The sequence below is a fragment of the Rossellomorea sp. QJM3NY_18 genome, from assembly GCF_056173145.1.
On record NZ_CM149659.1, the window covers coordinates 2236952 to 2253844 of the forward strand.

Annotated in this window: 14 protein-coding genes and 1 riboswitch; of the genes, 8 read left to right on the plus strand and 6 right to left on the minus strand. The window is 42.8% G+C overall.

What is annotated here, in order from left to right; all coding sequences use genetic code 11:
• Positions 1 to 13: 13 nt before the first annotated feature.
• From AC0VXY_RS11435 to AC0VXY_RS11470, 8 genes are all read left to right on the plus strand, one after another.
• Complete coding sequence (locus AC0VXY_RS11435; protein ID WP_475525311.1) at positions 14 to 913, plus strand: ABC transporter substrate-binding protein; 900 nt, start codon at positions 14 to 16, stop codon at positions 911 to 913.
• Positions 914 to 1113: 200 nt separating this feature from the next.
• Complete coding sequence (locus tag AC0VXY_RS11440; RefSeq protein WP_475525312.1) at positions 1114 to 1521, plus strand: CoA-binding protein; 408 nt, start codon at positions 1114 to 1116, stop codon at positions 1519 to 1521.
• Between the two features lie 289 nt (positions 1522 to 1810).
• Positions 1811 to 3781: a DNA topoisomerase IV subunit B gene (gene parE, locus AC0VXY_RS11445; RefSeq protein WP_475525313.1), complete on the plus strand. Its 1971-nt coding sequence runs from the start codon at positions 1811 to 1813 to the stop codon at positions 3779 to 3781.
• A 3-nt stretch (positions 3782 to 3784) separates the two neighbouring features.
• Complete coding sequence (parC, locus tag AC0VXY_RS11450; protein WP_475525314.1) at positions 3785 to 6223, plus strand: DNA topoisomerase IV subunit A; 2439 nt, start codon at positions 3785 to 3787, stop codon at positions 6221 to 6223.
• 260 nt (positions 6224 to 6483) lie between these two features.
• A complete protein-coding gene (locus AC0VXY_RS11455) occupies positions 6484 to 7908 on the plus strand; it encodes an alanine/glycine:cation symporter family protein (RefSeq protein ID WP_435990659.1) in 1425 nt (474 codons plus the stop codon).
• A 133-nt stretch (positions 7909 to 8041) separates the two neighbouring features.
• A complete protein-coding gene (locus tag AC0VXY_RS11460; protein WP_475525315.1) occupies positions 8042 to 8806 on the plus strand; it encodes a hypothetical protein in 765 nt (254 codons plus the stop codon).
• Between the two features lie 67 nt (positions 8807 to 8873).
• Complete coding sequence (locus AC0VXY_RS11465) at positions 8874 to 9332, plus strand: staygreen family protein (RefSeq protein ID WP_475525316.1); 459 nt, start codon at positions 8874 to 8876, stop codon at positions 9330 to 9332.
• A gap of 759 nt (positions 9333 to 10091) precedes the next feature.
• The gene (locus tag AC0VXY_RS11470) at positions 10092 to 10628 is read left to right on the plus strand and encodes a ribonuclease H-like YkuK family protein (protein WP_475525317.1); all 537 of its coding nucleotides are present in this window, start codon (positions 10092 to 10094) and stop codon (positions 10626 to 10628) included.
• A gap of 176 nt (positions 10629 to 10804) precedes the next feature.
• Here the strand turns inward: AC0VXY_RS11470 and AC0VXY_RS11475 are convergent, their stop codons facing one another.
• The 6 genes from AC0VXY_RS11475 to cobA all read right to left on the minus strand — a co-directional run bounded on the left by AC0VXY_RS11475 (position 10805) and on the right by cobA (position 16886).
• On the minus strand, positions 10805 to 12364 hold the full coding sequence (locus AC0VXY_RS11475) for a long-chain-fatty-acid--CoA ligase (RefSeq protein WP_475525318.1): 1560 nt from the start codon (positions 12362 to 12364) through the stop codon (positions 10805 to 10807).
• Positions 12365 to 12529: 165 nt separating this feature from the next.
• Positions 12530 to 13834, minus strand: a complete 1305-nt coding sequence (locus AC0VXY_RS11480) for a nucleobase:cation symporter-2 family protein (RefSeq protein WP_475525319.1) — start codon at positions 13832 to 13834, stop codon at positions 12530 to 12532.
• A complete protein-coding gene (locus AC0VXY_RS11485) occupies positions 13831 to 14421 on the minus strand; it encodes a xanthine phosphoribosyltransferase (RefSeq protein ID WP_475525320.1) in 591 nt (196 codons plus the stop codon). The genes AC0VXY_RS11480 and AC0VXY_RS11485 overlap by 4 nt, the downstream gene beginning before the upstream one ends.
• A 112-nt stretch (positions 14422 to 14533) precedes the next feature.
• Positions 14534 to 14635: riboswitch (purine riboswitch) on the minus strand.
• 177 nt (positions 14636 to 14812) lie between these two features.
• Positions 14813 to 15385, minus strand: coding sequence for a precorrin-2 dehydrogenase/sirohydrochlorin ferrochelatase family protein (locus tag AC0VXY_RS11490; protein WP_475525321.1), 573 nt, complete (start codon positions 15383 to 15385; stop codon positions 14813 to 14815).
• Positions 15366 to 16121 (minus strand): sirohydrochlorin chelatase, encoded by a 756-nt coding sequence (locus AC0VXY_RS11495; protein ID WP_475525322.1) that lies wholly within the window; start codon positions 16119 to 16121, stop codon positions 15366 to 15368. Before AC0VXY_RS11495 ends, AC0VXY_RS11490 begins: the two co-directional genes overlap by 20 nt.
• Positions 16122 to 16886 carry a uroporphyrinogen-III C-methyltransferase gene (cobA, locus tag AC0VXY_RS11500; RefSeq protein ID WP_435990650.1) on the minus strand — a complete coding sequence of 255 codons (765 nt, stop codon included), beginning with the start codon at positions 16884 to 16886 and terminating at the stop codon, positions 16122 to 16124.
• Positions 16887 to 16893: the final 7 nt, after the last annotated feature.

Consider the following 16893-nt stretch of genomic DNA (forward strand, 5'->3'; position numbering starts at 1 on the left):
AAGGAGAGTAAGAATGAAAAAGAAATTACAAGGTTTTATCATACTCACTGTATTATCCCTCCTGATCGCAGGTTGCGGAAATGGCGGGGATAAAGATACCATCACCGTTTCAGGAAAGATGTGGACGGAGCAATTCATCCTTACACAAATGATGGCTGAACTTCTAAAAGAAAAGACAGACCTTGATGTAAAAGTCGAGGAAGGATTGGGGGAAGTCTCCATCCTCACACCCGCTCTTGAAAAAGGCGACATCGATGTCTATGTAGAATATACAGGTACAGGCCTTGAAGCGGTCTTGAAAGAACAAGCTAAAGAAGGCGCTTCAGCAGATGAAATCCTTTCACAAGTGCGTAAAGGCTATGAGAAAAAGTTCGATGTCACCTGGTTGAAGCCACTTGGCTTTGAAAATACGTATACGCTTGCCTATACCCAGGATCAGGACTTTGATGCAAAGACTTTCTCAGACATTGTGCCACTATCCAAAGACTTGAGCTTCGGTGCACCCCACCAATTCTATGAACGGGAAGGGGACGGATATGATGCCTTCAGTGAAGCTTATGGATTCAAATTCAAAGACCAGAAAAGCTTTGACCCGAATATTATGTATGAAGCGGTTAAGAACGGGGATGTAGATATTATTCCTGCTTTTACAACAGATGGACGGATCCAGCGTTACAATTTGAAAACGACAAAGGATGACAAGGGATTCTTCCCACCATACGATGCTGCACCGGTCATTCGTCAAGAAGTAGTGAAAGAGCATCCTGAAGTAAAGAAAGTGTTGAATGAATTAGCAGGCAAAATCTCGGAAGAAGAAATGAGCGAATTGAATGCTAAAGTCGATATGGATAAAGAAGATCCCAAAGATGTCGCACGTGAATTCCTTATATCTAAAGGGTTGATCAAAAAGTAAGTATGGGAGGGAGTGTCAACGGGAAGGAGGGCAGCGGAATGCAAGAACGCTCCCTGACTTTTCTTTTGATACTTCCTTTCATTTAGATAATTTTATGAAATTTTGAAAAATTAAAGGGAAATATGGTATAAAAGAAGAATAGGACTTAAGAAACAGTTCAAGACTTTATCCGAGGATCATTGAAGGAGTGGTAAACAACAATGGAAAATCCATCACGACAAGAAATCGGAAATATTCTAAAACAATCTAAACGTATTGCAGTGATTGGTTTAAGTGATAATCCTGAACGTACATCCTATATGGTATCTAAGGCTATGCAGGATCAGGGATATGAGATCATCCCTGTAAACCCTACCATCGAGTCGGCTTTAGGGGTAAAGGCTGTATCCTCCCTGCAGGAGATAGAGGGACCAGTTGATATCGTCAATGTATTTCGCCGCTCAGAATTTTTACCTCAGATTGCGGAAGAATTTGATCAAATCGATTCAAACGTATTTTGGGCGCAGCTTGGTGTAATGAATGAAGAGGCTTATCGCTTTTTAAAGGAACGTGGGTATACAGTTATTATGGATCGCTGTATTAAGGTTGAACATGCTTTAACCAAATAATTCTCACTCGTAACAAGCGGCTCTGACCGCTTGTTTTTTTCGTCCAGACCTCACGTTGACAATTGGAATAATCCTGGGGACAAAAGGGCATATTTTAAGAGGTTCACGGAAATTCCATTTGCGAAAATCAAATAAAACGCTACAATAAGCAATAGTGGTTTACCTTAAAGAATGCTCAAAACAGGTAAACGAACAGATGTTCTTGTGTTATAGTTAATAGAGACATAACCGATAATAGTTTACAAAACCACGCTAATACGGTTAGAGAAGTTTTGAAAGGGGAATGTTCGTGGCCAACCAGAATAAGACCATGGATTACAATGATGATGCCATACAAGTATTAGAAGGCTTAGAAGCCGTCCGTAAGAGACCTGGTATGTATATAGGCTCTACCGATTCAAGAGGTTTGCATCATTTAGTATACGAAATAGTCGATAACTCAGTTGATGAAGCATTAGCAGGCTTCGGGAATGAGATTATCGTTACGATACATAAAGACAATAGTATCTCAGTTCAGGACAAAGGCCGGGGGATGCCAACAGGAATGCATAAAATGGGGAAGCCGACTCCCGAGGTCATCTTGACCGTACTTCATGCTGGAGGGAAATTTGGCCAGGGCGGCTATAAAACAAGCGGCGGACTCCATGGTGTAGGGGCGTCTGTTGTAAACGCCCTCTCTGAATGGCTTATCGTCACAATTGAACGGGATGGCATGAAATATGAACAACGTTTCACGAATGGTGGTAAGCCCGATACCACCTTGGAGAAGATTGGGAAAACAAAAAAATCCGGAACGTGTATCCATTTCAAACCCGATCCTGAGATCTTCAGTAATATCACCTATAATTATGAAACTATTTGTGAGCGTCTTAGAGAATCTGCATTCCTGCTTAAAGGGTTAAAGATTGAAATCATCGATGAACGTCATGATCAGAAAGAAGTCTTTCATTTCGAAAGCGGTATCCAGGCATTTGTTCAATATCTGAATGAAGAAAAAGACGTTCTTCATAACGTAGCCTTCTTTGAAGGAGAGCATCATACCATTGAAGTTGAATTTTCTTTTCAATTCAATGATGGATTCTCAGAAAACATATTATCCTTCGTAAATAATGTACGTACAAAAGACGGCGGAACACATGAAGCCGGAGCGAAGACGGCGATGACCCGAGTCTTTAATGAGTACGCCCGTAAAGCGGGGATTCTAAAAGACAGGGATAAAAACCTTGAAGGGACTGATATTCGTGAAGGACTGGCGAGTATCGTTTCTGTACGTATACCAGAACATCTTCTTCAATTCGAAGGGCAAACAAAAGGGAAACTCGGGACAAGCGAAGCACGATCAGCCGTTGATGCTGTCGTATCAGAACATCTTCTCTATTTCTTAGAAGAAAATCCTGATACGAGTTCCCTTCTTATCAAGAAATCCATTAAAGCGGCCCAGGCCCGTGAAGCCGCACGTAAAGCAAGAGAAGATGCACGTAATGGAAAGAAGCGTAAGCGTTCTGAAACCGTTCTATCCGGTAAATTAACACCGGCTCAATCAAGAAACCCTCAGCGTAACGAGCTTTATCTGGTGGAAGGAGATTCAGCAGGAGGTTCTGCGAAGCAAGGACGTGACCGAAAATTCCAGGCGATTCTTCCACTTCGGGGAAAAGTCATCAATACGGAAAAAGCCAAACTTCAGGACATCTTCAAAAACGAAGAAATCAATACGATCATTCATGCCATAGGCGGCGGAGTCGGTCCTGAATTCAATGTGGACGACATCAATTATGACAAAATTGTCATCATGACTGATGCTGACACGGATGGAGCCCATATCCAGGTTCTCTTACTGACATTCTTTTACCGATATATGAAACCCTTGTTAGAAGCGGGAAAGGTGTATATTGCACTTCCACCACTGTACAAAGTCAGCAAGGGGACTGGAAAGAAGCAGAAACTTGAATATGCATGGACCGATGATGAGCTTCAAGGGGCCATCTCCAAAGTGGGGAAAGGATATATGATTCAGCGTTACAAAGGTCTTGGAGAGATGAACGCCGATCAACTGTGGGAGACGACGATGGATCCTGAAACACGCGCATTGATCCGGGTACGCATTGATGACGCTGCACGAGCCGAACGCCGGGTGACCACACTTATGGGTGACAAAGTAGAACCGCGGCGTAAATGGATTGAAAGCAATGTAGCCTTTGGATTAGAAGAAGACGGAAGCATTCTCGAAAACGAAAACATTACGTTGCCAGAGGAGGGGTAATAGATGACAACTGTAGAACGATATCAGGATTTACCTCTGGAAGAGGTGCTTGGTGACCGATTTGGACGTTATAGTAAATACATCATCCAGGAGCGGGCATTACCGGATGCACGTGATGGTTTGAAACCTGTACAACGGCGTATTCTATACGCCATGTATGTGGATGGCAACACTCAGGAAAAAGGATTCCGGAAATCGGCAAAAACCGTCGGTAATGTCATTGGTAATTATCATCCCCATGGTGATACATCTGTGTATGATGCCATGGTACGTATGAGTCAAACGTGGAAGGTCCGCAACTACCTGGTTGAAATGCACGGTAACAACGGAAGCGTCGACGGAGATCCGCCTGCTGCCATGCGTTACACCGAAGCCCGTCTTTCTGCGATATCCATGGAACTTCTTCGTGATATCGATAAAAAAACCGTGGAGTTTGTTCCGAACTTCGATGACACATCAAGTGAACCGACTGTATTGCCGTCACGATTCCCGAACTTACTCGTCAACGGCTCCACCGGTATTTCGGCAGGTTATGCAACCGATATCCCTCCACATCACCTCGGTGAAGTGATTGATGCAGCGATCATGCGGATGGACAAGCCGGACAGTACAGTCGATGACCTCATGACGGTCTTAAATGGCCCTGACTTCCCGACAGGAGGCATCATCCAAGGGGTGGATGGCATCCGGAAAGCCTACGAAACCGGAAAAGGAAAGATTGTCGTAAGAGGGAAAGCAGATATTGAAAACATCCGTGGAAGCAAACAACAGATTGTCATTACGGAAATCCCTTATGAAATCAATAAAGCAAACCTCGTCAAAAAAATGGATGAATTCCGCGTGGACCGGAAAGTGGAGGGGATTGCAGAAGTTCGGGATGAAACGGATCGCGATGGGATGCGCATCGTCATTGAACTGAAGAAAGATGCGGATGCATCAGGCGTCTTAAACTATCTCTATAAAAACAGTGATCTTCAAATCACCTATAACTTCAATATGGTTGCCATACATAAAAGACGTCCAAAATTGATGGGACTTCGTGAACTGCTGGATGCATACATACAGCACCAAAAGGAAGTGGTGACCAACCGAACCAGGCATGATCTAAATAAAGCAAAGGACCGTCAGCATATCGTTGAAGGTCTTATGAAAGCATTGTCTATATTAGATCAGGTAATTGCAACCATCCGTGCTTCGAAGGATAAACGTGATGCAAAGGATAACTTAATTCAGAAGTTCCAGTTTACGGAAGCACAGTCTGAAGCGATTGTCAGCTTGCAGCTTTATCGTTTGACGAATACGGACATTACTGCCCTACAGGCAGAAGCGGAAGAATTGGCGAAAACGATTGAAGAACTTACAGCTATACTGGAAAGTGAAAGCAAACTTTATAGTGTAATCAAAAAAGAACTAAAAGCAATCAAAAAGCAATTTGCTGACGCGAGACGTACTCAAATCGAGGAAAAGATCGAAGAAATCAAAATCAACCTGGAAGTCCTGATCGCCAGTGAAGATGTTATGGTCACCGTGACCCGTGACGGGTATATGAAACGAACCAGCCTTCGTTCATATTCTGCATCAAATGGTCAGGATCTTGCCATGAAAGAAACAGACAGGCTCCTGGGACAATTTGAAATGAATACAACAGATGTACTCCTTGTATTTACAAACAAAGGGAACTATATTTATTGTCCTGTCCACGAGCTTCCTGATATCAGGTGGAAGGATCTTGGTCAGCATGTAGGGAATATTGTCCCAATCGACCGGGATGAACAGGTTCTCAAAGCGATTCCGATTAAAGAATTTAATCCGTCCCACTACTTACTGTTTGTCACAAAGAACGGTATGATTAAGAGGACCGAGCTGCCTCAATTCAAAGCACAACGCTATTCCCGTCCACTTGTAGGAATCAACCTTAAAGGTGACGATGAGCTTGTGGATGTCCATATTACAGATGGATCGAATGATGTTTTCATTGCCACACACTTAAGCTACGGCCTATGGTTCGCAGAAGAAGATGTGAACATCGTCGGACCAAGGGCGGCGGGAGTGAAAGGGGTAAACCTTAAGGAAGACGACTTTGTCGTATCCGGTAAGATGATAAGAGACTCAGCGAAAAACTTCATTTTCCTTGCTACTCAGCGTGGAGCCGTGAAGAAAATGAAACTGGCTGAATTTGAAAAAACGTCACGCGCTAAACGTGGAGTCATCATGCTCCGGGAATTGAAATCCAATCCTCATCGAGTGATGAGCATAGAAGTAGTAAAAGATACGGATAAAGTAGGACTGTTAACAACTAAAGGGAAAATAGAAGAGGTAAATGTCTCAGACCTTAGACCAAATGATCGCTATTCAAATGGTTCATTTGTGATTGACGAAGGGGAGAGCGGTTCTGTCTGTGATACCTGGGCAGAATCCCGGACACCCGAAGGAATAGAATAGAAATTTTCAAAACGACCAGAAACATTTCTGGTCGTTTTTTCCATTATAGAGGTACGAAAGTATGGAAAATGTATATTCATTCATCATTGTAGGACAATACCGGAAGTTGATTGTACTACAATTCATATTCTTTCACCAATATGAATTTATCTATTGAAGGAAAATCATTTTTTTGATAGATTAAAACAGTGTCTGATTGGGTAAACATACATAGGTTCATACATTATTTGTAAAAAACTAAACAACTTGGGGGTACATTTATGGAGTTATTAACAAGTATCGTAGGCACCTTGAATGATTATATGTGGTCATATATTCTGATCGTGTCATTAATCGGACTGGGATTATACTTCTCAATACGAACAAGATTCGCACAGTTCCGTTATTTAGGAGAAATGGGAAGACTATTAACTGATAAAACGACCATTTCTTCAGAAGGAAAACGGGGGATTTCTTCTTTCCAGGCCTTCACGATCAGTACGGCTTCACGTGTCGGTACCGGTAACCTTGCCGGTGTGGCAACAGCGATCGCAGGCGGAGGGCCTGGAGCTGTGTTCTGGATGTGGCTCATCGCCTTACTGGGTGGAGCAACCAGTTTTGTGGAAAGTACACTCGCTCAAATCTACAAAGTGAAAGACGGAAAGGACGGTTATCGGGGTGGTCCTGCTTACTACATGGAAAAAGGATTAAATGCCCGTTGGATGGGGATTCTATTTGCCGTCATCATCACATTCTGTTTTGGTCTTGTATTTAACTCGGTCCAATCCAATACAATTTCACTTGCTATGGAAGAAGCCTATTCATTCGACCGTATGACAGTCGGTATCATTCTGGCAGTGCTAACTGCACTCGTAATCTTCGGCGGAGTCAAGCGGATCGCCAGTGTCACTCAACTCGTTGTTCCGATCATGGCCGTCCTTTATCTAATTCTTGCTTTCTATATTCTAGTCACCAATATTACCATGCTTCCAGATATGTTTGTCGTCATCTTTGAGAATGCATTCGGTATTCGGGAAGTAGCAAGCGGCGGTGTCGGTGCAGCCATCATGATGGGAATCAAGCGTGGATTATTCTCGAATGAAGCGGGTATGGGTAGTGCACCTAACGCAGCGGCGTCTGCCGGGGTCACGCATCCGGTTAAACAAGGTCTCATTCAAACGCTTGGTGTTTTCACCGATACATTGCTCATCTGTACGGCAACTGCCTTCATGATCATCTTATCCGATCAATATACAACCGGAATCGATGGAATTCAACTGACTCAGGCAGCATTGAGCTTCCACGTCGGTGCATGGGCGGATACCTTTGTAGCTGTCGCCATATTCCTGTTCGCTTTCAGTTCAATCATCGGAAACTATTATTACGGGGAAACCAATATCGAATTCATTAAGTACAGTCCGGTCTCCCTATTTATCTATCGAATCGCGGTTCTAGGCATGGTGATATTCGGAGCAGTTGTGAAACTGGATATCGTATGGAGCTTAGCCGATCTATTCATGGGTCTGATGGCCATTATCAACTTGATAGCTATTACGTTACTAGCCAAAATTGCCATTGCTGCATTAAAGGACTATCGAGAGCAAAAAAGACAGGGGAAAGATCCAGTTTTCTACTCTGACTCAATTAATGGGTTAAAAGGAATTGAAAGCTGGGAAGCAAAGCCTGAAACAAGAGAACAACAATAGCATGAATGGACCAGCCTGAAGATGGGCTGGTCTTTTTTCTTTATAGAGAATAAAAAGATGGATAATGATTACATAGAATTACCTTCTCTGGTGAAAATAATAACGAATAATTTTCCACTGAGGAGAGAGAATCATGAGAAAAGAATTACTATTTGCATTCGGTGCTTTTTTTATTATGTCGCTCCATGCCATTGCCGGGAACTATTCCGCTGAACCGACGAAAGAACAACCGGTAAATGAAATGACTGTAACAGTATATAAAAAAGATGTGACCGGTGATGGTAAGAAAGATACGATCACACTCAAGGCGATTCCTTTTTCTCCTGATGCACTGTTTCTCAAGCAAATCTGGGCGGATATCAAAACGTCCAAGGGGAGCGACATCCGGATTGATTATGAGGGCGGCTATGAACCGAAAATTCAATTCGTCGATTTAAATCATGATGGTATTAAGGATATGTTGTATTCATCTGCAACGGGTGGCAGCGGCGGTTTATACAATATGGCTCTCCATACATTGGCCGATAATAAACTCGTTGATATCGGACTGCCTGAGGCCCTTACGATTCAAGCTCAATTTGAAGATCAATATAAGGCATCCATTACATTTGTGGATACAAATCAATCCTATACAGTGGATTTAAGCGATCGGAAAGAGGATTACGAAAGACTGGGGATATATACCGACGGGAATCTAAATGAACCTATGGAATTGATGGTGGGACCGTATGCCTTTTTCGAACCGGTCAAAATCTTTGGGAAACGGGGAAAAGGGCTGAAGGGATATCAGCAAATCAGTGGTGCCTACCATGCTGATGGGATCGGTACATCCACTTCTTATTGGTATTATGAAGATGGTAAATGGAAGTTGATTAAAATTATATGGAGAGAAAATTGAAAGGGAACCGTTTCTAGGCAGGTGTCATACTCTGTTGTAAGCCCATTTTTGTAAAGGAGGCTTATACATGAGTGAATTTAAGCCTGAAAGGTTAACGGTTCAATATATGCCGCCTGCATCCATTTTCAATCCGATTGATAACAGGAAGTACACGTTAACCCATTCTGATACGACAGGCGAACTATATTTAAGTATCGGGTGCCGTTATGATCTTGAAAAGATCAATTTGACCATGAGGGACGAAGTGTTGGGAGAATGGAGACGGAACCTGGGTCAATATACGCTGACCGGGATTGTATTTGTCAGTGGGGGAGAATTCGATCAGCAGCTTTCCAACGTACGATTCATGATCTTCAAAAAGGAGCTGCCACTGGCGCTCGCAGCAATGGTGAACGGGGACAAAGGCTTTTACACGTATTATCCATGGCTTCTTGATGCGCCCATTATCATCTGTTTTGAATCCATTTTCCCTGAATATCAGCAAACGCTTTATTTCGGAACACCAAGACAATATCTCATTAAATAATGCTAAAGCATAGAGAGAACCGAGGGACTCTTTATGCTTTTTTATTGTGCGATTTACCAGACGATCAGGAAATGTGATCGACCTTGGGAGGAAAATCAAATAGGGAATATGAATTGTTACTTCAATATTATGTAAACTAAAGTAGATGTATAGCCAAAATCCAGTAATTAGGAAAGGAACACAGCTAAGATAATAAAGATGTCTATATATTTCAATTGGGAACTTATAGAGTCAGATAATAGCATTTGAATGATCATAAGAATTGATTCTTTATAACTTAACTTGCTATGAATAAGCAGCCAGATAACTATTGATAGGATTGAAACATTTGATCACCATATAACAAATTACAGATAATCATGATGGATCATCCTTATTTTTTCTTCTGTCTCATTATAAACAGTATACTTGTGATACGAGACTGAAATGAACGATTTTATTCAGGTTCCTATAATTTACATTATGTAAACTTGAAAAATAAAATAGAATATCTGCAGATCCGTCATATCTAAATCCAAGACTCCCCCATTAGTTAGTTAATAAAGCCTCTTGCTACGCATAGCCTCTAAAAAAATTATTTTAGCTTTCCTTCCCCTTTTTACATCATTCAAAGTGTGATGAACACAAACGCTAACAAGTTCGAACCTATAACAGATTGACCATCATTTCATTTCACACTAAATAAATTCTCATCATAGAATATAGATAAAATCTACACCTTACATTCACAAATTGGTTAAGAAAGCTGTGATTGACAAGATGAAAAATAATAAGGATCATCACTTTTCATTTCAAAATCTACAGGTAATCGGGATGTCATTTGACCAGGTCTTTGAACATATTGTGACATTCATGCAATCAGATCCAAACGGCCACTATCGATTAATGGTTGGGACTGATTCTCAAGTTCATCAAGGGCATACGACCTTCATAACAGGAATTGTGATCTTAAACGAAGGAAATGGTGTGTGGGCATGTATAAGAAAAATAGTAATCCCAAGAAGAATGTTGCAATTGCATGAGCGGATCTCCTACGAGTTATCATTATCCGAAGAAATTGTTTCGTTGTTTACTGAAGAAAGAAAAAATCAGTTAATCGATATCGTCCTTCCCTACATTTATGCCGGAGCAACGTTTAGTATGGAGGGGCATATTGATATCGGAAATGGGAAGCTGAATAAAACGAGTAAGTTTGTAAAGGAAATGGTTTCAAGGATGGAAGCCATAGGCGTAGAACCGAAAATTAAGCCTGATGCCTTCGTGGCTTCGAGCTACGCCAACCGTTATACAAAATGAGCCATCTATCCTCCCTCACTTCTTCAAACCCTCATAACAAAGCGCCTGAAAAAGTATTTCCAGGCGCTTTGAATTTCATTATCTTTAAATCTCTTCATATATCTCTTGTTTTCTACCTTATATGCTTATTTTTCCGAACCGGAACATGTGTTCTTTTTTGGTTCAACAGCACTTTATCATTGTTTTTCCTGGTGTTTAAAGTTCTCCCTCAGCAGAAACTTTTGAATTTTACCACTTGCATTACGGGGAAGCTCATTCACAAATACATATTCCCGTGGCCGCTTATAATCTGCCAACAGATCACCATCCTTCAAAAATAAATCAAGGTCCCCTGATGAAAGAGAAGGATTTTTCGATACCACTACTGCTAATACCTGCTCTCCCCATGTTTCATCCGGTTGACCGAGGACGGCGACATCCAATACATCTTCATGAACATGCAGGGCGTCCTCTACCTCACGCGGATAGACGTTCTCCCCTCCTGTAATCACCATATCATCCACCCTGTCAGCCACATACAAATATCCATCTTCATCCATGTAACCTAAGTCACTGGAGTGGTACCAGCCTTTATACAACGCTTGATCTGTCGCTTCTTTCCGTTTAAAGTATTCAAGCATCGTGCATGAGCCCCTGACGATGATCTCCCCGACTTCCCCTGGTTTACACATATCTTCAGGATCAGAAGGACCATTCTCATTGGGTCTTACCACTCGTATTTCATGGTTATAAGCGGCACGACCGGCGGAACCCGCCTTCGTTAACTGTTCATCCTGAAGCAGGAACGTAACCGCTGGCCCCATCTCCGTCTGACCATACGCCTGGATCAGGTCGATATTCATCGTTTCCTGTAGTGCCCTGACAAGAACGGGTGCCATTGGGGCAGCCCCGTAGAGACCAACCCGGAGTGATGAAGTATCATACTCACCCACCCCATGCTGGAGAAGCATATTCCACATGGTAGGTGCCGCAAAAAGGTTGGTGACTTTCTCACGTTGTATCACATTCAATACCGTCTGAGGCTCGAACTGATGAACGATGATATTTTTCGCTCCCGCTTGCACCCGTGGAAGGAAACAGCAATGAAGCTCGGCACAATGGAACATGGGCGCTGTCACAAGTCCGATATCATTTGGTGTAAGCCCCATAACCGATGTACAGATCAAGCTCTGCTCCGCCATATCTCGGTGTCTGTGGAGTACCCCCTTTGGTCTGCCGGTGGTCCCGCTCGTGTACATGATGGCATAAATGTCCGTTTCTTCTACTGAAAAATCAGCAAGTGCCGTGGAACAAGGACTCACTACCTGATTATAGCTTTGTGCAAATTCTGGCGTTTTGTCGCCCACATACCAAAAAAGGGTCTGAGGAAAGTTCTTGGATATCCCTTCAATTGGTTGGGAAAGAGCTTCTTCAAACAGTACGACCTTAGGTTCTGCATCTTCTAAAATAAAGTGGATTTCTTTTCCTTTCAGACGGAAGTTTATCGGATTGATCACGGCACCGATTTTCCCGCATGCAAAATAGACATTGGCCAACTCCAATGTATTCAATAGATACGTAGAAACCCGGTCCCCTTTCCTCACGCCTGCTTCCAATAGGGCATTGGCCACACGATGGACTTCATCCTGCCACTCTCCAAAGGTTAACCGTTTACCAGTCTTCTCTTCTACAATGGCCTCCTTATTACGGAATTTCATTACCGTTTGGTCAAAAATTGATCCAGTGGTTGCGTACATTTTTTTCCTCCTTATAAGTGAGATCTTCCATTCTGCCACATTCCCTATCCATATTGTTCGTGACGGGAGTCCGTTTCCCCTCCTTACTATCAGATAATTCAGAAATATACCATCAAGAAAAAACCGTCATCTCTAAATGGAATAGAAATGACGGTTGTATATATATCATGAAGCTTTTTGCTCGCTCACGATAACATTCAACTTACGTTTAGATAACACATTAAAAAAGATATTCAGCCCAATCGCGGTTAAACTGCCTGCAACAATTCCATTATCCGTCAAGATGCGGACGCTTGTTGGCATTTGAGCAAACAATTCAGGGACAGCCGTTACACCAAGTCCCATTCCTACAGAACATGCGATGATCAATAAATTCTCTTGTGAAGCAAAATTCACGTGACTCAGCATTTTAATGCCGTACGCCACCACCATACCGAACATGGCGACCATCGCACCTCCCAATACGGAAGCGGGAATCACCGTGGTGAGAGCACCGATTTTCGGGACCAAACCAAGGATCACAAGGAAAGCACCAGTTGCATATATCACATTATTTCGCTTCACACCTGAAAGCTGAACCAATCCGACGTTCTGGGAATACGCCGTATACGGAAATGCGTTGAATAATCCACCGAGGACAATGGCCAATCCTTCTGCACGATACCCTCTTGCTAAATCTTCTTCTGAAATCTTTTTATCAGTGATATCGCCAAGGGCGAAATAGACACCTGTTGACTCTACAAGGCTGACAATGGCAACAAGAATCATCGTAAGGATGGCTGTTATTTCAAAGGTCGGCATCCCGAAGTAGAATGGTTTAGCCATATGAAACCACGAAGCATCACCAACCGCACTGAAATCGACTTTTCCAAGAACGAAAGCGACAGCCGTTCCTGCCATCAGTCCGAGTAAAATGGACACTGAACGGATAAAACCTGTAAAGAATTTATATAAGAATAATATGAATAACAACGTTCCAAACGCCAAAGCCAGGTTTTCCATTGATCCAAAATCGGCACTTCCCTGACCGCCTGCCATATTGTTCATGGCAACAGGGATCAGTGTGATTCCAATGATCGTAACGACAGAACCCGTCACGACAGGCGGGAAGAAGCGAACAAGCTTCCCAAAATATTTACTGATTGCAATGACGAATAAACCTGAAACGAGAATCGATCCGTAGATGGCCGAAATCCCATACTGACCTCCAATCGCGATCATGGGTCCGACTGCTGTGAACGTACATCCAAGTACAACGGGTAGTCCGATCCCGAAGAATCGATTACTCCACACTTGCAGCAGGGTTGCGATTCCACACATAAAGATATCGATGGAAACAAGGTACGTGAGCTGTTCTCCCGAAAGTCCAAGGGCCCCTCCGACGATCAAGGGGACAATGACCGCTCCCGCATACATGGCAAGAACATGCTGGATACCCAGTGAAGCCAGTTTAAGAGGCAGGTTCTTCATGATACAGTCGCCTCCTCTTGCTTAAATTGTACTTCTCCATTTTCAAGGGACTCGATTTCAGCTAAAGATTCTACTCTATAGCCCGTATCTCGAACGATTTTCCCGCCATTTTGAAATGATTTTTCAATGACAATTCCGATTCCGGCGACACCCGCTTCAGCTTGTTTCACTAAGTCGATCAAACCCAATGCTGCCTGCCCATTTGCCAGGAAATCATCGATCAATAAGACTCGATCATTTTTTTGTATGTACTCCCGTGAGATTGAAATGGTATTTTCTTCTTGCTTGGTGAATGAATACACCTTTGATGTAATCACTCCTTCTGTAAGCGTCAACGATTTCTTTTTTCGTGCAAAGACAAGTGGGACATTCATATGAAGGGCAGCCATCACACCTGGCGCGATCCCTGATGATTCAATGGTCAGTATCTTTGTGATTCCTTCCCCTTTGAAACGATGTCCAAATTCTTTCCCTATTTGCATCATCAGTTCCGGATCAATTTGATGATTAAGGAATGAATCGACCTTCAATACCGTTTCTGAAAGGACGACACCCTCCGCTTTGATCTTCTGTTTTAATAAATTCATGAATGAACCGCTCCTTTACCTGTAGTAGATACTAAAAAACCCAAAGGATATTGTGCTCACATCAGAGTGAGACAATGACCTTTGGGTTAGGCAAAGAACGTCCATAAAGACGCACCATTCATTGCTCACCCATAGTCGGACCATTTACGGTAATCCGGTAGAAACTCGCGGGCCATATCCCCGCTATTATATGAGTGAAAAATAAATATGAATTTGATATTGGTTAGTATACCGGCAACTCAGCCTTTTGTAAAGACTCACTTCCTAACATTTATACAAATTCAAAGCTAAATGTTCGTGAAATAAGAAACATTATCTAATTATCACCCATTACAAAGGTAAATAGGACCAGAAAATATCTCATTGATAAAATAGATAAAAAGTCATACCTTCAATAGTCAGAACTATAATCATCAAGCTTATAAGAAATTTCTTTTAACAGCTTTCTTTTCTCCCTCTCAGATAAATCCGATGCTTTGATTTCTTTTCTCTTAGAAGAAATGATTGCAAGCTTCTCGATAAAAGAATCATCAAACGGTTGAGACAGTTGATTCGTAAGCTTCTTTGCCAAGAATGGACTTGCTCCACCAGTAGAAACAGCGATTGTCAGCTTTCCTTTTTGCTTAAAGGAGACCATCTGCATATTTCCGCAATCCCCATCGTCCACAACACATAATAGCTGGTTTTCCTCCGAATACTTTTTCACCTGCTCGTTCACCGATCGTTTATTCGTGGCAGCGATGACGATGAACGCTTTACTTACATCATCCGGCAACACTTCTCTCTTGATCCATACTATTTTCTTCTCATCATGTAATACTCTGATCTCATCGACCACCTCAGGGCTGATGATTGTAATTCTTGCTCCCTGCTCAAGAAATACAGAGAGCTTACGACGTGCCACTTTTCCTCCACCTATAATCATTACTTGCTTATCCTTCACATCAATCATGATCGGCAGCATAGGCTTCTCCTTTGACCCACAGTGATTCATTTACCCGGTCCAGGAATGCCTGCTCCACAAGAGGGTCATACCCTAAATAGTTCGCCAGGAGGATATGTTTATTATTCGTTCTGCGGATTTCTTTCTCGATCCCTTTCATCAACAAGCCGGTGAATAGGAGATAAGGCAGGAAGACGACGTTTCCCTCTGTATTTTTCAAGGATTCCAGAGTCTCTGTAAAGCTCGGTGAGGCTGCCGTTAAATAGCATGTTCTTACCTCGCTAATCGCTGTTTTTCTGTGGACAAGCTCAGCTAGAGCACCGAGGTCCCTCTTGATATCTGGATCCGAACTCCCCCTTCCGATTAAAATGGCGATTGTAGAAGAATGAAGTGGGGCGGCCTCCTCCATCTTATTGATGACACTTTCGACCATCCGATCGTGTACGCCGATTGGACGTCCGTATTTCACCTTAATATGAGGGTATAACCCCCTGCACTTGTGAATTTCATCGGGAATATCCTTCTTGGCATGGACCGCCGTCAGAAGGAGGAGTGGTACGACAGTCAGGTGAGTGGCCCCTCTGTCCACGCAGGAACGGAATCCTTCTTCAATGGAAGGGCTGGCAAGTTCAAGGAAGCTTATTTCCTGAATATCCGCCTCGACATGTTCCTGACATCGCTTGATGAATTCAACAGCTTCTTCACGGGCTTTCACCAAACGACTGCCATGGCACACATACAATACTGCACGTTTCATCTATAAAGCCTCGCTCATGATCATGTTCTTTTCAAACCATTGAATCTTCTCGCGATATCGTACCACTTCACCTACGATGATCATGCTTGGATTTTCAATTTTCTCGTTCTTAACAATATCGATGATCGTCTCCAGCGTCCCTGTGACGGTTTTTTGCACTTCTGTCGTTCCCCAATGAATAAGGGCCACTGGTGTATCTTTGCATTTGCCATATTGGATAAGCTTTTGTTTTATATATGGGAGGTTGCTGACTCCCATATAAATGGCCAGGGTATCGATTCCTTTCGATAAGCTTTCCCATTTTTCATCTTCGAGTTGATTGTTTTGCTTATGTCCTGTTACAAAGGCAACGCTTGAACTTGCATCCCTGTGCGTGACCGGGATTCCGGCGTAGGCGGCTGCCGCGATTCCTGATGTGATACCCGGAATGATTTCAAAAGGAATCCCTTTTTTCGCGCACGCTTCCGCTTCTTCACCTCCTCTTCCGAATACAAAGGGATCTCCCCCTTTTAATCTGACCACCACTTTTCCGCTTGCCGCGTAGCGCACTAGAAAATGATTGATTGTATCTTGTTTCATCGTATGATAGTTTGGCAGTTTTCCACAGTAGATCAAATCTGCCCCTTTCTTCGCGTGTGTGAGAAGTTCCTTGTTCACCAGGCGGTCATAAAGAATGACGTCTGCTTTTTGGATGGATTTCAGCGCTTTTACCGTGATCAGTTCCGGATCTCCGGGTCCCGCTCCGACTAAATATACCTTTCCCATTGTTTCC